Source organism: Thermomicrobiales bacterium, assembly GCA_041390825.1.
GTDB lineage: Bacteria > Chloroflexota > Chloroflexia > Thermomicrobiales > UBA6265 > JAMLHN01.
In genome coordinates, this window is the sequence record JAWKPF010000008.1 from 144583 (window position 1) to 163997 (window position 19415).

The 19415-nt window shown below is 62.7% G+C and carries 15 protein-coding genes; 10 read left to right on the top strand and 5 right to left on the bottom strand.

Features of this window, described 5'->3' with window-relative positions; translation table 11 throughout:
* Positions 1-127 precede the first annotated feature (127 nt).
* Entirely contained in the window at positions 128-2458 is a 2331-nt protein-coding gene (locus R2855_05080; GenBank protein ID MEZ4530387.1) for a S8 family serine peptidase, read from the top strand.
* A gap of 192 nt (positions 2459-2650) precedes the next feature.
* Positions 2651-3277, top strand: coding sequence for a discoidin domain-containing protein (locus R2855_05085; protein MEZ4530388.1), 627 nt, complete (start codon positions 2651-2653; stop codon positions 3275-3277).
* Positions 3278-3431: 154 nt separating this feature from the next.
* Here R2855_05085 and R2855_05090 read toward each other — a convergent pair whose 3' ends face one another.
* Positions 3432-4019 (bottom strand): ClbS/DfsB family four-helix bundle protein, encoded by a 588-nt coding sequence (locus tag R2855_05090; protein MEZ4530389.1) that lies wholly within the window; start codon positions 4017-4019, stop codon positions 3432-3434.
* Between the two features lie 172 nt (positions 4020-4191).
* Between R2855_05090 and recA the strand changes: the two genes are divergently transcribed.
* Positions 4192-5253, top strand: coding sequence for a recombinase RecA (gene recA, locus R2855_05095; GenBank protein ID MEZ4530390.1), 1062 nt, complete (start codon positions 4192-4194; stop codon positions 5251-5253).
* 90 nt (positions 5254-5343) lie between these two features.
* Here recA and R2855_05100 read toward each other — a convergent pair whose 3' ends face one another.
* Together R2855_05100 and R2855_05105 are read right to left on the bottom strand one after the other, a co-directional pair.
* Entirely contained in the window at positions 5344-5961 is a 618-nt protein-coding gene (locus R2855_05100; protein ID MEZ4530391.1) for a hypothetical protein, read from the bottom strand.
* Positions 5962-6067: 106 nt separating this feature from the next.
* Entirely contained in the window at positions 6068-8005 is a 1938-nt protein-coding gene (locus R2855_05105; GenBank protein MEZ4530392.1) for a S9 family peptidase, read from the bottom strand.
* Positions 8006-8282: 277 nt separating this feature from the next.
* Here R2855_05105 and R2855_05110 point away from each other — a divergent pair, with 277 nt between their 5' ends.
* From R2855_05110 to R2855_05140, 7 genes are all read left to right on the top strand, one after another.
* Entirely contained in the window at positions 8283-9542 is a 1260-nt protein-coding gene (locus tag R2855_05110) for an SH3 domain-containing protein (GenBank protein ID MEZ4530393.1), read from the top strand.
* An 8-nt stretch (positions 9543-9550) separates the two neighbouring features.
* Entirely contained in the window at positions 9551-9844 is a 294-nt protein-coding gene (locus R2855_05115; protein ID MEZ4530394.1) for a PLD nuclease N-terminal domain-containing protein, read from the top strand.
* On the top strand, positions 9841-10776 hold the full coding sequence (locus tag R2855_05120) for a histone deacetylase (GenBank protein MEZ4530395.1): 936 nt from the start codon (positions 9841-9843) through the stop codon (positions 10774-10776). Before R2855_05115 ends, R2855_05120 begins: the two co-directional genes overlap by 4 nt.
* A gap of 48 nt (positions 10777-10824) precedes the next feature.
* Positions 10825-11973 carry a hypothetical protein gene (locus R2855_05125; GenBank protein ID MEZ4530396.1) on the top strand — a complete coding sequence of 383 codons (1149 nt, stop codon included), beginning with the start codon at positions 10825-10827 and terminating at the stop codon, positions 11971-11973.
* Between the two features lie 68 nt (positions 11974-12041).
* Positions 12042-12476 (top strand): hypothetical protein, encoded by a 435-nt coding sequence (locus tag R2855_05130; GenBank protein ID MEZ4530397.1) that lies wholly within the window; start codon positions 12042-12044, stop codon positions 12474-12476.
* Complete coding sequence (locus tag R2855_05135) at positions 12470-14872, top strand: hypothetical protein (GenBank protein MEZ4530398.1); 2403 nt, start codon at positions 12470-12472, stop codon at positions 14870-14872. The genes R2855_05130 and R2855_05135 overlap by 7 nt, the downstream gene beginning before the upstream one ends.
* A 350-nt stretch (positions 14873-15222) precedes the next feature.
* On the top strand, positions 15223-17892 hold the full coding sequence (locus tag R2855_05140; GenBank protein ID MEZ4530399.1) for an SH3 domain-containing protein: 2670 nt from the start codon (positions 15223-15225) through the stop codon (positions 17890-17892).
* Positions 17893-17999: 107 nt separating this feature from the next.
* Here the strand turns inward: R2855_05140 and R2855_05145 are convergent, their stop codons facing one another.
* Both R2855_05145 and R2855_05150 read right to left on the bottom strand, forming a co-directional pair.
* Complete coding sequence (locus tag R2855_05145) at positions 18000-18722, bottom strand: class I SAM-dependent methyltransferase (GenBank protein MEZ4530400.1); 723 nt, start codon at positions 18720-18722, stop codon at positions 18000-18002.
* 196 nt (positions 18723-18918) lie between these two features.
* Positions 18919-19377, bottom strand: coding sequence for a hypothetical protein (locus tag R2855_05150; GenBank protein ID MEZ4530401.1), 459 nt, complete (start codon positions 19375-19377; stop codon positions 18919-18921).
* Positions 19378-19415: the final 38 nt, after the last annotated feature.

The window sequence follows — 19415 nt, forward strand, 5'->3', positions numbered from 1 at the left end:
GAAAGCGCGCGCGTATGCTAGAACGCGTGTGGCATGGATCGGATGAAGTCCGATCCCGATTTCAGATGGACAAGCAGGGTTCGGCGCCAGGTAAACGGCAGCTGTGCCCGGAATGGGATCGGTAGGCATGGGTTTCGACACGATCTGGAGTCGAACGTCACTGCGTAGAAGCATGTCGTTGCTGCTGATGACGTTGCTCGTCATCTCCGGAATCAGCGCATCGGTCAGACCGGCGCCGATCGCCGCGCAGGAGCCCCAGCAAATTCCCTATGGAAATGTCATCGTCGTCTTGCAGGACGGCGTCGATCCGTCGCTGTTCGCCTCGGCATCGGGCGTTTCGCCGGCGTTCGTCTATGACACGCTCATCACCGGGTTCGCGGCTGATCTGACCGAAGAGGCGGCACGACGGTTGGCGCAAGTGCCGCAGGTGAGCGGGATCTTTCCCGATCTGCCCGTCGATCCGACCGCGCAAATCATTCCCACCGGCATCGAGCGGGTCAACGCTCCCCGGAATGCCTTTTTCCCGTTTACCAACGGTTCTGGCGGATCGGTCGGCGGCACGGTCGCCGTGGTCGATTCGGGAGTCGCCCTGCTCTCAGATCTCAACGTCGTTGGGGGGTACAACTGCACGTCGCCCGATACGACTGATTGGACCGATGGCTTCGGCCATGGCACCCATGTCGCCGGAACACTTGGCGCGATCAACAACACGGACGGCGTGGTTGGCGTGGCGCCGGGTGTGGGCATCTTCTCCGCGCGCATGCTCAATTCGGGCGGGAGCGGCAGCCAGTCGCAGCTCGTCTGCGCGTTGGAGGCTGTCGCGAACCAGGGCGGAATCAGTGTCGCCAACCTGAGCTTGACCACGAATGATTCCACCCCTGGTACGTGCGGCGTCAACGCATCGGCGCTGCACCAGGCAATTTGCAACCTGGTGGCCGGCGGAACCTCGGTCGTGGTTGCTGCGGGGAACTTCGGTCTGGAAGTGGCGGCAACGACCATGGCCGGGTATCCCGAGGTCATCTCGGTATCCGCGTTCCAGGATTTCGATGGTCGTCCGGGTGGACTGAGCTCGACCCTATGCGCCTCGGGTTCCGTCGATGACACCTTCTGGGCAAGCAGTAACTGGGGTTCCCTGGTCGACATCATGGGACCAGGCGTCTGCATCCGTTCCTATAACCAGAGTGGCACGCAGGTGTATCGCAGCGGCACCAGCATGGCGACGCCGCATGTGTCGGGCGCTTTGGCGCTCTACTACGCGGCGAATCCAGGAGCGTCGGTGAGCGCTGCCCGCAGTTGGTTGCTTGGCACGGCCGCGATCTCCCAGGCTGCGGCAGGGGTTTCTGGTGGGAAGTCGGGCGAGCCGGTCCTCAGTCTCGGGGACGACTTGCCGACGCCAACTCCGACAGCAACGCGGACTGCCACTGCAACGCGGACGCCGACATTGACTTCGACGCCGTCCAGCACGTCCACGGCAACGGCAACCGCCTCGGTGACGAATACGGCCACTGCAACCATGACACCGTCGAACACCGTCACGGCGTCGGCAACCGCAACGCCCTCCAGCACCTTTACGGCGACGTCAACGGCCACTGTGACCAGTACCGTCACGGCGACCAGAACGCGGACGGCAACGCAGACACCATCGAACACCGCGACTGCGACGGCCACTGGCGCAACCTCGACCCCGACGGCTACCGCCACGCGCACACCATCGGTCACTCCGACTCCGCCGTCTGGTCTCGGCCCTGGAGCGGTGGGGCAAACCACGTCCAGCTTGAACTTGCGGTCGGGGCCGTCGACGGGCTACCCGGTGATCGCCGTGCTGCCAAAGAACACGCAGGTGCTGGTGACCGGGTACTCTGTCAACTCCGGAGCCTATGTCTTCATTCCGGTTTCCACCAGCTACGGTGACGGTTGGGTGGCGTCGGAGTACGTCACGCTCGTCGGCACTGCCACTCCGACCAGAACCTCGACCACGACCAGTACCGTGACATCGACGCGCACGATCACAGCGACACCGTCTGCCACCACGCCCGGCGGAACCGCGACCCATACACCGACCGCCAGTGCCACCCGCACCGCTACGACTGCGGGCGGGTTCCCGATCGGGAGCGCCGTGCGCACGACTGCTTCGATCAACCTGCGCACCGGGCCAGGAACCGGGTTCAGCATTATCACCGTGCTTTCGAGCAATTCGTATGGAACTGTGCTCGACGGACCGGTCCCTAGTGGTGGCTTACAGTGGTACCAGGTCGATATGGGGAGCAAGGGCACCGGCTGGGTGGCCGGGAACTACCTGGCGCTTGTTTCCGGGGTTACCACGACACCCACGCGTACACCAACACGCACTCCGACGGTCACACAGACCACCGTGAGCGGCGGATTCCCCGCCGGAAGCACCGTGCGCACGACCGCAGGTGTGAACATGCGCCAGGGACCCGGAACCGGGTACTGGTGATTACCGTTCACAAAACACCAGTTGCATGCGGCCTGTCCGACCCCGGCCAACGGCTACCAGTGGTACCGGCTGAGCTGCTCAGGGTACGGGACTGGATATGTGGCCGGAGAGTACCTGTCCCAGGTTTCCGCCTCGGCCGTGGACACTGAGACGTCGACATCAGTTCCATCTACCGCCACGACGGTTCCGACTGTGGTCGAGACGGCCACAGAAACGGTCGTGGTCATCTCACCGGAAGCGGAAACCGAAACCCCGTTCCCGACCGAGACAGCGACCGAAGAGATCGTGGTCATGCCGCCGTCAGTGGAAACAGAGACTCCCGTCCCACCCGAAGCGACGACAGAGATCGATCTCGGGCCACCGCCAGCCTCACCGGGCATTCAGGAACCGGAGGTGCTGGAAACGCCCACCGACATTCCGGTCACTGAACCGCAACCGCTGACAATTGCCCGCATCCAGCGGAGCGAGGGCTCGAGCGCCGGTCAGGTGTTGGTCGATCATGATGCAGGTACAGTCTGGTCGACAGATGGATCGGCTGTGGTGCCGCTTGCAGCCTTCATCGTCGATCTCGACGCGCCCCAGTACGTCAGTGTCGTCCGTTGGCAGGTGGGAGCGGAAGGGCTGGCGGGCACGCTCTACGTCTCGGTTTCGACCGATAACGAGAACTGGACCGACCTCACCTTCGACAGTATCGCCGCGCCCGGCGAATGGCAGGAGCTGGCGGTTGCCGCGGACGTTCAGTACATCCGCTTCGTCTTCGTCAACGATGACGGGCTACCCACGGCTGGAGGCATTGCCGAGGTGGAAGTCTGGCCGTAGCGGAAAGCGATCTGACATCGATACGAAACGGGCGGCTCAACCGAGCCGCCCGTTCTTGCTATATTCGCTCGTGTTCGTGCTGGCGGCCCTGTCCTCGGCGCCCGATGCTGGTCGACCCGTCAGGATACTGGCCGCGTGCGGTGCCGGGATGCGCCTAATCCTCGAAGCCGAAATCGGACGGCGCCGGCGGAAGTTCCACATCCTGCCCGATACGCTCCGAAAGCCACTCCTGGATGGCTGCGGCGTGGTCGATATGCACGTGCATCATCGAGAACCCAACCAATGCCGGTCCGATCGGATAGTCCGCAATCTGAGGATCGGTCTCGGCAAAGACGCCCGGTGTCAGCAGGCGATCGTCCGGGATTGCCTCCACCGCATGCTGCATGCGGTCGAGCAGTGAGAATGCCTCGGCGACGACCTCGCTCAGAGGCTTGGCGCGGCCCTGCTGCAGGAACCAGGCATTGATCTCATCCACCTCTTCTTCGGTGGTGTCAGTCAGTCTTGCCGGCCAGGGGGGTACCGGGGGTGCGCCATTGGCAGCAGCCTCCAGCCGGGCAACGGTCCATCGTCGCCAACCGTTGACATGCTCGATCACATCGCGAACGGTCCACTCCCCGTCGATAGGCTCATCACCGGTAATCGGGCCGCCTTGCTCTGCCAGATCGACAACCGCGCGCCACCAGACGCGCTCGGTTTCGATCGACCGAATCACATCCATCTTTGTGACTGGTGGTTCGTTCATCGTCGTGTACTCCATTGCAGCCGGTCACAGTATCCAGGGTCTCGAGGCCAGGGTATAGAATCGTGGACGATTTGCGCACGCTCCGCAAAGATTTGATAGAATTAGAACAGAAATTCTAATCTTCTGCTGAGGCTCCAGCCGGATGCGGGGCCCGCTCCACAAAGGACACAACATGGCTCAGGACGACCGGGACAAAGCGCTGGACCTCGCGATCGGGCAAATCGAGCGCCAATTCGGCAAGGGCTCCATCATGAAGATGGGCGAGGCTCATTCGATGCAGGTGGAAGCAATTCCGACCGGCAGTATCGCGCTCGATCTGGCGTTGGGCATCGGCGGCCTGCCGCGCGCCCGCATCACCGAGATCTACGGTCCGGAATCGTCCGGCAAGACCACGCTGGCGCTGCACGTCATTGCCGAGGCGCAAGCGGCGGGCGGCATGGCTGCCTACATCGACGCGGAGCATGCGCTCGATCCCATCTATGCTGCTCGGCTGGGTGTCGATCTGGACGAACTGTTGATCTCGCAACCGGATACGGGCGAGCAGGCGCTGGAAATCGTCGAAGCGCTCGTGCGTTCGAACGCGATCGATGTGATCGTGATCGATTCGGTGGCTGCCCTGGTGCCCAAGGCGGAGATCGACGGTGACATGGGAGATTCCCATGTCGGTCTGCAAGCCCGGCTCATGAGCCAGGCGCTGCGCAAGCTCACCGGCGCCATCAGCCGCTCGAAGACCTGCGTCATCTTCATCAACCAGTTGCGTATGAAGATCGGCGTCATGTTCGGCAATCCCGAAACCACCACGGGAGGCAACGCGCTCAAGTTCTACTCATCGACCCGGCTCGATATCCGCCGAATCGAGACGATCAAGAACGGTACCGATTCGGTTGGATCACGCGTGCGCGTGAAGGTCGTCAAGAACAAGGTGGCGCCCCCCTTCCGCCAGGCCGAGTTCGACATCATGTACAACCAGGGCATCTCGAAAGAGGGGAGTGTTCTGGACGTTGCGACCGATATGGGCATCGTCCGCAAGCAGGGCGCCTGGTTCTATGTCGACGACGACCGCCTCGGTCAGGGACGTGAGAACGCCAAGGAGTTCCTCAAGCACAATCCCGACGTCATGGACGCGATTCTCGAACGGATCAAGGCCGGTTCTCCAGAGCTGAACCGGCTCGCGCTGGATGCGCAGGAAGACGTTGCCGTCGGCCCCAACGGTTTGGAGGAGCCTGCCTTCTAGTCCAGAGCCGTCAGGCGACGCGCTCGGCGGCGATTCTATGTTCCAGGGCTGCAGAAACCCCTCGTCTCCCGAACAGGGCGAGGGGTTCCTTTATCCCCGCTCGATCGAATCGATCGCCCAGACCCCGTCGACCATCGTCAGTTCGTAGACCTCGGTGCTTCGATCGGTATACCCGGCGCGCGCCTTCACTATCTGTCCGGAACCGCCAGTCAGTTCGATCGAGCGCAGTGTAGGGGTGTCGCCCTGGATCTCGGCAGTTCTGAGCACATCGGCCAGTTCGGCCTCCGGGATGCCGAGCTCATCGGCCAGCCGTGCCCGATACCTGGGAGAGCAGACCGCCAGTCCATCTACGAGATTCCCATCTCGTCGTGCGCGCAGGAGGCGCTCGATGGAGGTTGCCACCTCCGCGAGTGTCACATCCTGTCTGGGCGTCGAAACGCCGGTGAGCCACACCGGCGTCACCGGCGGCCGAGAAGTCGGCGGGCGTGAAACGGCCGGAGGACGCTCGACGTGTTGTGGGGCAATGGGAGATTCTGGCGTCCGGGCTTCGGGGGACTCGCGACGCTGCGCGCTTTCGCGTCGGAAAAGCAGAATCGCCAGCGCAAACATCGAGAGCACGAAGCCCGTCAGCAAGACCAGCGTCACTGCATCGAGCGTGCTTTCGTCCAATCCATCTGTGGTTGTTTGCAGCGCCAGCAGCACGGGCACGCCAGGCCTTTGTCCGGTCGGGTCGTCGATGAGGCAGACTCTATCCGATCCTCCCCGCGGGACGGATCGGGCGCGCGCATTTCAGGACCAAAGTACCGCTCGGCCGCTACGACGAAACGGGGAGATTGGCGATCTCGATCACGGGAACGTCATCCGCTGGCACGAAGTCGAACACCTTCCCGAAGAAGTAGAGCGAGCTGTCGAGCGCGTGGCGAATGTTTTCGCTCTTGCGGAAGCCGTGCTGCTCTCCTTCGTAGATCACCAGCGCTACCGGCTTGCCGTTCGCTTCGACCGCGTCATACATCATCTGCGCCTGGTTGGGTGGGACGACCTTGTCTTCGTCTCCCTGGAAGATGAGGAGCGGCGCGGTGATATTCTCGACATAATGCACCGCCGAACGTTCCTTGTATCGATCGATCGCCTCGGGGTAGGGACCGATCAGGCCATCCAGATAGCGGGACTCGAACTTGTGGGTGTCGTGCACCATCGCTTCCAGATCGCCGATGCCAAAGTAACTCACCCCGGCTTTGAAGAAATCGCGGAAGGCGAGCGCCGAGAGGGTGGTGTAGCCGCTGGCGCTCCATCCCTGGATGATGATCCGCTCTGGATCGACCAATCCCTCCTCGATCAGGTGCTTGGCCCCGTTCACGCAATCGTCGATGTCGACGATGCCCCAGTTGCCATTCAACCGGTCGCGATATGCGCGTCCGTAGTTCGTGCTGCCGCCGTAATCGACATCCAGCACGGCAAAACCGCGACTGGTCCAATACTGGATCTGCGCGCGCTGCGCGGTGGAGGTTGCGCCGGTCGGGCCGCCATGGCTTTGCACGATCAACGGCGGCAGCTCACCGTCCGGGGCGGCAAAGTCCTTGTTCTGGGGCGGGTAGTAGAACCCGAACGCGGTTCTGCCGCCGGTGGTGGGGAATTCGATCGCGCCGGGAACCGAAACGTAGCCTCGCTCGAACTCCTGGTCCGAGGTCGCCCGCAGCTTCTTCAGTTTGCCAGTGTCGACATCGAGTTGCACCAGCGCGGTCGGCTCCACCGGTGACCCAGCCTTGAACACGACCTTGCCGTCATGTGCATGGACAGAGCTGATCATGGTCGATGGCAGGTCGACCGGATCGAGTTCCCGTGTTTCCAGATCGATGACGTTCAAACGCCAGCGGCCATCCTTGAACGAAGCGATGGCGACGCGCCCTTCGTCCAGGAAGCCGAACGTCGACTGCGAAAAGACCCAGAGCGGGAGTCCATACTCGGCAGCGTCCTCATAGACGATCTCTACCCCGTTGTCGCCCTCCCGGTAGAGATTCCACCACCCGGTGCGGTCCGAGACGAAATAGAGCCGATCGTCGAGCGACCAGGCCGGTTCGAAGATCGACTCGCTCGCTCCGCCCGCCACCAGCCTGCGGTTGCCAATCGAGCCATCCGCTTCGATATCGCCCACCCAAAGCTCACATCCATCCCAGGGCATGTTTGGATGGTCCCAACTCAGCCAGCACAGGCGTTTTCCGTCGTGGCTCACACGCGGAGTGGCGAAGAAATCATGTCCTCCGACCAGCACCTGTCCGGTTTGGGAGCCATCCAGCGGAATCGAGCCAATCGAGTTGACGGCTTCCTTTGCGCCGGTGGTGTGATCTTCGCGCACGGCGATCAGGCGATTGTGCGCCCGATCGAAGGTGAAATCGGCATGTCGAATATCACTGGCCGGGGTCAGCGGAATGTTGTCGCCATCGACGACGAGCTGGTAGACCCGCTGGTCCGCGTCGTTCACGAAATAGACGGTGCCGTCCACCACGGTGAACGCCGCCCCGCCGTATTCATGCACGCGAGTACGGGCGCTCCATGGCGCGGGGAGCAGTTCCTCGATCGTGCCCCCGGGCGCCCAGCGTTCGATCGCATAACGACCCTTCTCGTTGGGATGTTGCTCGGACCAATAGATGGTGTCGCCGTCTACGACCGTGTCTTCCAGCTGGATCGACGATGCTGTAATGGCTGCCGAGGTGATTGGCGATTTCCATGCGCCATACGGCGCGATTTCGACCACGGGATGTCTGCTCCTTGCTTGCAGCGGCGGTTCTCACTGGAACATTCATAGCACGGGTTGGCCCCCATGCGTGTTCCCGGTGTGGTGTTTGCCTCATCGGACGGTGTTCGCGGGGCGGCCATGCCGGAACGATCGAGAGTGGAGTGACGTCATTGCCGCTGGTAGGTGAGGGATCTCCAATTCGGGTGGGCGGGAGCCGTCCACGGTGCAGCAGGAGCCGACTGCTACAATCGTGGGCTGCGGCGACCTGTCGCATCGTCCAGATCTGGAGACCCGTATGCCGAGTTCGCGTTCCGCTGTGACGCCACGAATCGTGACCGCCCAGGACCTTTCCGCTTTGTCGTTGCAGTCGTTCGGACTCGAGTTCAGCGCTGGCCCCTGGAAGCTGACGCTTTCCAACTTGGTGCGCGGGGCGGACGCAGCCGCCCAGATTGCCGCTGCCTCCGATCAGAACGCGGCGCCAGAGGACGGTATCGACTATCTGCTCTTCCAGGTGAATGCCACCAATGTCGGGCAGGAGCGCATCTGGATCGACTACGACGACTTTGCCGTTTTTGGCGCCTCGGGTATCGTGCGGCGCTCGCTGCAATTGATGCCGCCCGCTCCAATGCTCCAGGCTGCGGTAGAGCCAGGGCAATCGACCTCGGGCTACGTGGTTGGCGCGATCGAGAGCGACGACGCCGCTCCGGTGATCCTATTCGATAGTCGTTTGTTGACAGGCTTCTGGTCCGATAGCGTCGTTGCCGCAGTGGTTGGGGGCTCGCTTCCCGGGGCGCCAGCGCAACCAGAGGCGGTCAATGACGTTGGCACGAGCCCGACCGCGCCGGCCACCGCGAATCAGGCCATCGTTACCGAGGATTGGCAGGTCGAGCTACTCCAGGCGGTATTCGGGCAGGATGTCTACGAACTGACCGATTTCCGGACGCAGGCGGTGGGTGACTCCGATCCCAGCCTCATCCCGCAATGGGCGGCGATCCAGATGCAGGTGACCAACAATCGGGATGGCTCTGCGGTGTCGCATTTCCCGGTGACGGCCTTCGCCCTCTCATATGGCGATGGCGAGGAGATCCTCGACGTCGCTCGTCTCACGCCGCCGTTGCCGGATATCGCGGGAGACTATCTGCCTGGCGCGACCCGCACCGGGTGGGCGGCTTTCGAGCGGCCAGTCGATTTCTCTGGTTCCCTGGTGCGCTTTCAGCCGTTCCGCACGGATGCCGATGTGCGCTACCTGACCTGGGGCGATGGTTCTGCTCCCGAGAATGCCGGACAAGCAACGGCGCAGCAGGAGGAGACACCGGCCGCGCCGTCCGAGACGTTCGCCAATGGAGCCTCGGTCACGACCAACGAGTCCGATGTCAACCTTCGCGCGGAGGCTTCGACCTCGGCGGACATCATTGAAACGCTTCCCGAGGGAACAACACTCACTGTTACCGGCGATCCAGTGGAGGCCGATGGCTATACCTGGTATCCGGTGCAAGACCCCGCCACCGGGAACAGCGGATTTGTCGCCGCCAACTTCCTGCGAGCGGCTGCCTAGCAACGCCGATGAGTTGGCAGCGCTCGATGCTGATCGCCGCCATCCTCCTGTTTGCGGTGGTCTATTACGGGCTGGCCGCAGTTGCGCTGCGCGATCTCTGGCGCCGGCCCGCCGTTCGTGGCGAAAACAAGACGGGCTGGGCGCTGGCGATCCTCTGTTTGCCGATCCTTGGCGCGGTGCTCTATGGCTACCTCGGCGCGCCTGACGGGATTTCCCGTGCATCGCAAGCCGCGGAACCAGAATTCACACCATTCGAGCATCTCTTCGACGATGACGACTTCTGGAAGGAACCGCGCCGATGACCACCGCGCTCTATCGCTCGCCGCGTTTCGCCCAGCATGACGAGCCGTCGCATGTCGAGAACCAGCGGCGATTGAAGGCGGTCGACGCGGAGCTGGAACGATCTGGCTTGCTGGCGACGAACCCGCAACCTGCCTTCGCTGCCGCCACATTGGAACAGTTGTCCCGGGTCCACGATCCGCGCTACATCGATGCGCTAGCGCGTGCCGCAAGCCAGGGCGGCGGCTGGATCGACAACGACACGTATATGGGTCCGCAATCGGTCGAGGTGGCCGCGCTGGCATCGGGCGCGGCAGTGGCTGCGGTCGATGCCGCGCTGGACGGATCGGTGAAACAGGGATTCGTTCTCGCCCGGCCGCCCGGGCATCACGCGCGGCCCTCGATCGGCATGGGATTCTGTCTCTTCGACACCATCGCTGTCGGCGCAGCCCATGCGTTGAATGCAGGCATCGAACGGATCGCCATTGTCGACTGGGATGTGCATCACGGCAATGGCACGCAAGAAATCTTCTGGACAAGCCCAAATGTCTTCTTCGCGTCGATTCATCAGTGGCCGCTCTTTCCAGGAACCGGGGCAGCCAGCGAAACTGGAAAGGACGCCGGAGCGGGCTACACGCTGAATGCTCCGCTGGCCGCCGGAGCGGGCAATGAGCGCTACCTGCACGTGCTGGACGAGGTCATCCTGCCAAGGTTGCGCGCCTTCGAGCCGGAGCTCGTCATGGTTTCTGCGGGATACGACTGCCATCGCGACGATCCGCTCGGCAGCATGCGCGTCGACGAGGATGGATTTGCTGACATGACGGTCCGGTTGCTGGAACTTGCCCATGCGCATGCTGACGGTCGAATTGTCCTCGTGCTCGAGGGTGGCTACGATCCATCGGCGCTGGCGCGCAGCGTGGTTCGCACCATTCAGACACTCGATGGGGCGGTATAGTGTGCGCATTGTGTTGTCGTACGTCACCACGCCCAGAGTGCTGCCTCGATGAGTGATTTCGGATCGTTACCGCCCCAGGGGGGAATGTCGCCATTCCGTCAGGACGATGAACGGAAGCGGGAGCTTGCCCGTCTGGCGACGCTGCAAAACCAGATCGACGAGCTGCGCACCGCGCTGCGCGAATTGGCCAGCCGTCAGGTCCGCCTGGAAGAAGGCGTCAAGCAGATGGAAGGCGGGAACGCCGAGAACCGCATCCTGATCGAGCAATCGCGCCAGGAGAGCCAGGTGTCTGCCCGGGCCCGCGCAATCGACGAAAACCGCACTCGCCAGCAGATCGTCGACATGGATCAGCGACTGGAAGACGCGGTGCGTCCGATCCGCTCTCTGCAAGCGCATGTGAGCGAGCTGCTGGAGGCCTCACGCCGCAAGACTGACGATACCGGCGCGTACAACCGCCGATTCGAGGAGATTCGCTCCGCGATCGAGCATCTGCAAGCCGTTGGCGATCGCAATACGATCGCCGCCCACCAGCTGCGCGAGACGATCGAGAGCTCCAAGGGCGAAGTCGATCTGGTACGGCGCGACATCCTGCGTAACGAGGATGCTGTCAAGATCGTCGATCAGGAGATGCGGCGCCGCATCGCCGAGGTGGCGCAGGCCAGCGAAGGGTTCAATGCCCGATTGGACGATATTCGCGCCGACGTGGCGCATGGGCTCGATCTCATCCAGGACCTGCAACGTGCCGGCGCGAGCGTGGAACCGAGCTTCGAAGAATTGCGCAAAGCCGATGCCGATATGAAAGCCGAGGCGGCGCGCATCAATCAGCAGGCGCTCGAACGGCATGAAACCATCGTCGATCGTATCGACGATCTGCGGCAAGCCACCGATGCGCAGGTCGCGGAGGTGCGCACGTCGCAAGACCAGCGTTTCGAACGGTTGGGGGAGCGGATCGACGAGATCAACGAGCAGTATCGGGAGTTGGGAGTGCGCATCGCTGCCTTCGTGCATCAGCTGGATGAGTTGCGTCTGGTGGATGAGTCCCTTCGGCGTGATCTCTGGCAACTGCACGAACAACGTGTCCGGTTGCGGCTCGAACAGGCGCAGCAAGAGCTGGATCAGCTCAGTGGCACCCGCCGCGAGTCCGAAGACGCTGCCCGCCGACCGGTGGTTGCCTTGCCAAGACCGGCGGATCGATAGCAACGAGGTCCAGCGTCCAGCGTCTGGCGATCTCGGTGCCGGACCCTGGGTTCGCTCGAGGAGTGCTGGTGCGTCGCCGAAACCGCAGTCCGATCGAAATCCGGCGTCTCTCCTACGTCATCATGGTCCTGGCGTCAATGGCTGGCGGGTGGGCGGGAGCGACGGAAGGACCAGTCGCGATGATCGCGGTACTGGTGCTGTCGGTGGCTGCAACGGCGTGCTACGTCCGAGCCGCCGATCTCCTGCTCGATTTCGACTATCGACGCACGCGCAGGCAGGCGGTCTTGTTTGCGATCGTGGGTATGGCCGCAGCGCTCGTCGGCTGCGTGGTTGCCTCGCAAGTGACGAATGGCAGTCGATCTGAGTTGGTGCGGGCGCTGGGGTATGCCGCAATCGGTGGGGGAATTGCGGTTGGGCTTTCCGGGCTCGTGGCGTTGCTTTGGTCGTTTGCCGGAACCTATGCTGGTGAGCAGATCGAGAAACGGAGCAACGAGGAATGGTAGCTCCCGCTCCGGCGGTCAGCGAACCGAAGACGTCCTGGGCGGATCGCCTCGAAATGCGCGCACATGCCGACATCTTCGGGCTCGGAGTGTTGACGGCCATCCTGGCCCTCACCTGCTGGAGACTGCTGGCAGGGGGGACAACAGCCGGCCAGGACGCCATCACCCAGTTCTATCCCTGGTATTCGTATTTGGGCGAACGGTTGCGCGAGTTCGGCATTCCTTCATGGAACCCGTCGCAATTCTCCGGCGCGCCGTTTGCCTCTGATCCGCAATCCGGCTGGTCGTACCTGCCGGCGATGGGGCTGTTCACTGCGTTCCCGATCGGCATTGCGGTACCGCTCTTCATCGTGGTCCATCTCGCGCTGGCAGGCTATGGAACCTATTGGCTCGCGCGTGTGCTGCGCATCGTTCCGCTGGGTGCGTTGGCGTCTGGCGCGGCATACATGCTTTCTGGTCCCATTTTCAGCCGCTCGGTTTGTTGTCCTGCGCAAGTCCAGGTGGGCGCCTGGGTGCCCTTCCTGCTGATTGGGGCCGAACTCGCCTTGCAGCGTCCGATTCTGCGGCGGCGCATTCCCTGGATCGTCCTTTCCGCGCTCGCCATGAGCCAGATCCTTGCCTCCTGGCTGGGACAAGGGTCGTACTACGCGCTCATGCTGATGGGCGCATTTCTTGCCTGGCGTTCGCTGGTGCAGCCAGCGCGACCGAGCGTTCCCTGGCGCGAGCGCTTCTACGACTTCTTCTCCACATCGTTCGTCTTCGGGGCGTTGGCGGCTGGTTTCAATGCAATGGGGCTGCTTCCCCGGCTGGAGTACAACCGGCTTTCCAACGTGGCGGGGGGGAGTTACGACGGTTTGGGCGATTCCGCCGCAATCACGGGCGGTTGGCAAGCAGGTCAAACCGTGTTCGAGCATGTCACACGCAATTCGTACTACCCCGGAGGCGTGGCGATCACGCTCGCGGTGGTGGCGGTGATTCTGGCTCGCGGGCGAAACCTCACGATCTTCTTTTCACTCATCGTGATCTTCGGGTTCGTTCTCTCGTCGAGCCGAAAGACTCCGTTGCACGATCTCCTTTTCGCGATTCTGCCGATGTTCGAGGGCCTGCATTCGCATTGGCCGCAACGTATCGCGCTCGTCGTGTTTCCCGCGGTGGCGTTGCTCGCGGGTGCGGCCATTGGCGCGTTGCCAACGTGGGTGGGCCGCTGGCGGCAGCTGTTGCTGATAGCCTTGCTTCCAATAGGAATAGCGGTTGCGTTCGCGGTGGGGCTGCGGCGCGCGGGAGATGCACTGCCGCTGGTGGTGATTCTGAGCGTGCTGGCCGTGGCGGGCGCATTGGCGGCGCTTGCCACCAGGCGAGCGGAACGACTCTGGCCCTATGTGCCAGGTGTCTTGACCGGATTGCTGATCGTCGATCTCCTGGCGGCAAACCGCGAGATGCTGGCGCATGGCGACTACGGCGGCTTCCACAAGTTTGATATCGCGGCCTACTACTCGATGCCCCCGGGACTGCAGTTCATCGAGGATCAGACCGGCGACGCGGCGGGACGCTATTTCGGCTTCGATCCCATGTTGCGGCATTCGGAAACCGAGCGTCCGGCGCTCTATCGATTCCAGTTTCCAAGTGATCAGGTGCGCCAGCTAGGGGTAAACAACCTGGCGACCGCGCATCGGATGGAGGACGTGCAGGGATACAACCCGGTGCAGCTCCAGGCGTATGTCGACTTCATGCATGACATCAATGGCGAGGCGCAGGAGTACCACGACGCCAACATCTATCCGAGCGGTCTCGATTCGCGTCTGCTCGACCTGCTGAACGCACGCTACATCGTCATTCCCGCCGTGATTCCAGAGGGTAGAGCCGATCTGCAAATGGCGGTCGATCTCTTCCCGACCATTTATCAGGACGAGGACGTGCGCGTGCTCGAACGCACCAGCGCGGCGCCCAAGGGATGGATTGTCCACGAGGCACGGAGCGCGCAACCCGGCGTGGCCCGCGAGCTCGTAGAGAACGGCTCGATCGACCCGTACCAGGTTGCACTCATCGACCGGGATAGTGAGCTCGATGGCACGGTTTCTTCAGATGGCAACGATCAGGTAACGGTGCTGGAGGCCGAGCCGGAGATCATGCGCTATCAGGTGACGACATCCGCTCCCGGAATGCTGGTGACCAGCGAAGTGGCCTATCCCGCCTGGAAGGCGTATATCGATGGGGAACCGGTCGAAATTGCCACAGCGTTCGGATTGTTGCGGGCGGTCGAGATTCCGGCCGGCTCCAGCGAGGTCGAGTTTCGGTTCGAATCGCCGAACGAAGTGTGGGGAATGGCGCTAACCATCGTTGCGATGCTGGCAGCCGGTGTCTTGCTGGCATGGAGCCGACTGGAAGAAAAACCCCAGTAGCTTTGCGGGAAACCCTCAGTTCTGTCGAGTAGGGTTGCGAATTGTATACATGGCTGCTTGACATGCTCGTCACTGTCTGATAGTTTGACGGTCATCCCAAGCATGAGACGCTCCTTGAGCGTCGATATCGTCAGTTGAATGGCACTGACGATTGGGGCTAGCGGTCATCGGTATGGCAACCGACGCCGCCACACAATCTGGGGAGTCCATGGCTGGGCCCCAGTGACGTTCGATTCGCGCGCCTTGGGCGCAATGCCTCACAGGAGGTTCACGACAGGTATTCCAAGACCCGACACCTGCGGGCCGATCAGCGGGCTGGCTGATTGGGGATTTCACTGGAGGAAAGTGATTTGGCTGGCATCACCAAACGAGTTTCGCTGGGACTCGTTGTCGCATTGCTCGGGGCATCGATCGCCTCGATGCTCGTACCCATCGCCGCATCAGCGGACACGAATCTGATCATCGGCCAAGAGGCTGTGATTTCCTACGCCAATGGCGATCAGGTTCGACTTCGAGAAACTCCCGATTACGAAGGCACACTCATCGCCATGTACGGCGAGGGCACCACGGTTACCGTGCTGGATGGTCCTCTGACCGATGCGGCAGGAAACTATTGGTACCAGGTTTCTGTGGGCAGCAACGTCGGCTACATCGTGGCTGACTTCCTTGCGCTCGCGTCGAACGGCGCTCCCCTGGAGGCGGTCGCAGAAGCCACCGAGGAGCCGTATGTCGAGGAAACACCCGTCGACGTTCCCATAGCCGATGTCCCCACCGAAACCGATCCGGTTGCGGTCGTGCCGGAGGCCCCGGTTGCGGGCGCTGTGATCGCGATCGGCTGGGTGGCAGGGACGAATGGGGACGGTGTCCGGTGCCGCGCCGCGGCCGACACCAACGCTCCCATCATCACAGTGCTGCCGGAAGGGACCCAGATCGAAATCACCGGTCCCGCCTTCGACATTTGGCAGCCGATCAACTGCATGGGCGGCGGGGGCTTCATCGCTTCGCAGTTCGTGAGCACCACCGATCCCAATCAGGCCCCGGTTGTCATCGAGGATGGATCGACCGGAGCGGAGACCCCGGTAGCCGAGACTCCGGTTGCCGAAACCCCGACTGCGACGGTCACCCCGGTCGCCACGAACCCGGACGGTTCGGCGGCAACTGAGACCCCGGTCGCCACCGAGACCGCTGTGGCGGAGACACCGGTGGCCGAAGCGCCCACTGAGGTCGTCGACGAGAGCGCCGAGCCGGTGATTCTCGACGAGAGCCTGGTTTCTGGAACCGCTATCGTTTCCGGAACAAATGGCGACGGCGTCCGCTGTCGCGCACGCGCCAGCTCGACTTCGAACACCATCACCATCCTCGCCGAAGGAACGTCCGTGCAGCTCACCGGAGTTCCGAGCGGTGTCTGGCAACCGGTTTATTGCAATGGCTCGGCCGGGTATATCAGCAAGACCTACCTGGGCTCGGGCGATACGGTTTCGTCCACCGATGGCGGCACGGTTGGCTCGACTGACGGCGTGACCCAGCTTGCGGTTGGCGCGGAGGTTTCCGCGGCGGCTTTGACCGGTAGCGCGCTCGTGAGCGGCACGAATGGCGATGGCGTCCGTTGCCGAACCAACGCCAGCTATAGCGGCTCGATCATCGCGGTTATCTCCGAAGGCACCTCGCTTTCGCTGCGCGGACTTGCCACGGGTGAGTGGCAACCGGTCATTTGCGCTGGTTCCAACGGATTCATCCATGTCGATTACCTCAGCTCATCCGGAAGCACGAGTGGCGGTTCCACCTCCGGCGGCTCCGGTGACGTCGATACGTCGGCCGTGACCGGTTCGGCGACGGTGAACAGCGCCCCTGGCGGTCTCAACTGCCGCGCCTCGGGCAGCATGAGCGGATCGATCATCACCGTGCTCGCCCACGGATCGACCGTGAGCCTGCGCGGTGCTGCGAGCAATGGCTGGCAGCCAGTCGTTTGCGCTGGCCGCAACGGATTCGTCTCGTCGCAGTACCTCACCTCTGGTGGGACCAGCGGTGGCGGGACGTCCGGCGGGGGAACCAACGGCGGCGGTACGTCCGGCGGCTCGGCATCCTCCGGTTCGACCATGTACGTCAGCGGCACCGGTGGTGGGGGAGTGCGACTCCGCTCCAGCGGCAGCATGAGCGGCAGCATCCTGGCGGTGGTTCCGGAAGGCGCGTCGGTGACGGTTCGCAACGGCAGCACCAGCGGCTGGATCGCGGTTACCTACAACGGCACCAACGGCTTCATCTCGGCCGACTATCTGGCCAAGAACGGCGGCAGCACGTCGGGCGGCGGAACCTCTGGAGGCGGGACCAACGGAGGCGGAACCTCTGGCGGCAGCACCAGCGGTATGGTGAATGGCGATCACGCCAAGACCAGCGATTCGCTCAACCTGCGCTACTCGGCCAGCTACAGCGCTGGTGTGGCGGCGGTGGCGCCGGCCGGCACCGTGGTGCTCATCACCGGATCGGCCACCAACGGCTTCTATCCGGTCGATTGGGATGGTCTGTCCGGCTTCATGGCCAGCCAGTACCTGACGAAGACGACCGAAGCGCTCTCTGATCGTGGTGGCTCAGGCAACCCCAATGGCGGAACCAACGGTGGCACAACCGGCGGTTCGAGCAGCGGTGGCGCTTCGGGCAACGCGCTCGTGAGCTACGCCATGCGCTACCTCGGCTACCCGTACGTCTGGGCGACGCATGGACCGTCGAGCTTCGACTGCTCCGGCTTCACCTACTGGGTCGTGTTGAACGTCCTCGGACGCGACATTGGCGCGGGCACGTGGACGCAGGTCTCGGCGGGCGCGTCGGTTTCGCGCGGCAACCTGCAGCCAGGCGATCTGGTCTTCTTCCAGAACACTTACACCACCGGTCTTTCGCACGTCGGCATGTACATTGGCAATGACCAGTTCATCCACGCGCAGAACGAGGCGACTGGAGTGGTGATCAGCGATCTGAACTCTTCGTACTACTCCAGCCGGTGGTACGGGGCCGTGCGCCTCACGTAGGCCACGAACTGAACCGCTGCGGTCGCAAGATCGCGAGTGAAACAGAGAACGGGATGGGCAGTTCGCCCATCCCGTTTCTCCTTTCTGAGGGCATGTCGCCTGAACCGCTATCTGCGGGCGATGATATTCCAGACGGTCGCCGCCGCCTGCTGCAGGAGCAGCGGCAATGCGGCGGTGTCGATCTCCTGTGCCGGGTTGGTTGCATCGTCGCCGATCGGGTCGAAGCTGCCCCATTGCTCCTCGACCGTCCAGCCCTTTGTCTCGAGCAGCTGTACAAGCTCCCATGGCGTCACATAGTTGATCGGCTCCGGCTCGTCGGACAGGAAACGCTCCCAGGAATGCCGGTAGATCGGCGAAAGTGAGCCAGGTACGGCCAGCCAGAATTTGCCATTCACTGCGGTGACGCGCCCAAATTCGTCCAGAACAGCGGACAGGTGTGGTGAGAACTGCAGGGACATTCGAGCGAAAACTGCGTCATACGCGCCATCTGGGGCATCGAGGGGCAAGAGATCGCCCACGACGAAGCTGATCTCGACTCCAGCGTCGTTCGCGTTCGCTCTGGCGCGCTCGATCATCGCCGGTGAGATGTCGATGCCGTCGATCCGATAACCCCGCTCAGCGAATGCGATGGCGAAATGCCCCGTTCCACAGCCGGCGTCGAGCAACCTGGCGCCCTGCGGGAGTCTGAGCGCTCGCTCGATGAAGTCGAGCTCGACCTGGCGATCTTCGGCCTGCGCATTGGCGGCCGACCGTGCATCGAACATCTCCGCCCGTTCATCCCACGCCGCGCGTGTTTGGTCGAGCCATCGTCGTTTTGTGCTCTCGTTCATGGTTTCCGCTTCCGTGCAATGTCGGCATCTTGATTGCGCATCATCGCGCATTGTTCATTTATCGCGCGCAACCTGGGTCGCACGTCAGTGCCTGACTCGAGCTCGTCCAGTTTGCATAACCATCATGAATCGCACGCGCTATACTCTTTCACAAGAGAGTCGCTCCTGTAGCGGGAAAATGGGCATCCGCGCCTTTTCAGGAGATCTCCGCCTCGTCCAGCGGAGCAGGGGCCTCTCTCTTACTCCACACCATGCCGGGTTCTCCAGATCTCCGCTTTACGAACGCCTCTCGTTTGGTGCCGAAAACCGTCACCATGTTGTACGAGTTGCGTTCGTCTCGACCAATAAACGCAATGTAGGCGCGAGTGTTCACACGAAAGATCACTTGCCAGGTGCCTTCGCGACCCGCTTGCGGCCCTGCGCATTCCCAATGCTGAAGGTGGGCTTCGAGAGCGAGAATGATCGTCGCGTCTTTGGAATGTTCCTGAATGACGCGTCTGAACTTGGTCGAACTCCAGCGAAGCTGGGAAACCGGTAAGCTCAGCGCCTCCCGCAGGTCATCGGGCAGACGCACGCGTCGCGAGACGTCTTCCCATGCCAGAACGGGCAGATCGTCTTCGGGATCGGATGGTTGGTCCGAACTGTCGCTGGGCATCCTGGTCAGGATTCACGAAAGCGAGGAGTGCGCTGCAC

Excerpts from the sequence above, each read along its gene's own strand:
- R2855_05080 (MEZ4530387.1), top strand. The coding sequence starts at position 128 with ATGGGTTTCGACACGATCTGGAGTCGAACGTCACTGCGTAGAAGCATG.
- R2855_05090 (MEZ4530389.1), bottom strand. The coding sequence starts at position 4,019 with ATGAACGAACCACCAGTCACAAAGATGGATGTGATTCGGTCGATCGAA.
- recA (MEZ4530390.1), top strand. The coding sequence starts at position 4,192 with ATGGCTCAGGACGACCGGGACAAAGCGCTGGACCTCGCGATCGGGCAA.
- R2855_05110 (MEZ4530393.1), top strand. The coding sequence starts at position 8,283 with ATGCCGAGTTCGCGTTCCGCTGTGACGCCACGAATCGTGACCGCCCAG.
- R2855_05115 (MEZ4530394.1), top strand. The coding sequence starts at position 9,551 with ATGAGTTGGCAGCGCTCGATGCTGATCGCCGCCATCCTCCTGTTTGCG.
- R2855_05120 (MEZ4530395.1), top strand. The coding sequence starts at position 9,841 with ATGACCACCGCGCTCTATCGCTCGCCGCGTTTCGCCCAGCATGACGAG.
- R2855_05125 (MEZ4530396.1), top strand. The coding sequence starts at position 10,825 with ATGAGTGATTTCGGATCGTTACCGCCCCAGGGGGGAATGTCGCCATTC.
- R2855_05135 (MEZ4530398.1), top strand. The coding sequence starts at position 12,470 with ATGGTAGCTCCCGCTCCGGCGGTCAGCGAACCGAAGACGTCCTGGGCG.
- R2855_05145 (MEZ4530400.1), bottom strand. The coding sequence starts at position 18,722 with ATGAACGAGAGCACAAAACGACGATGGCTCGACCAAACACGCGCGGCG.
- R2855_05150 (MEZ4530401.1), bottom strand. The coding sequence starts at position 19,377 with ATGCCCAGCGACAGTTCGGACCAACCATCCGATCCCGAAGACGATCTG.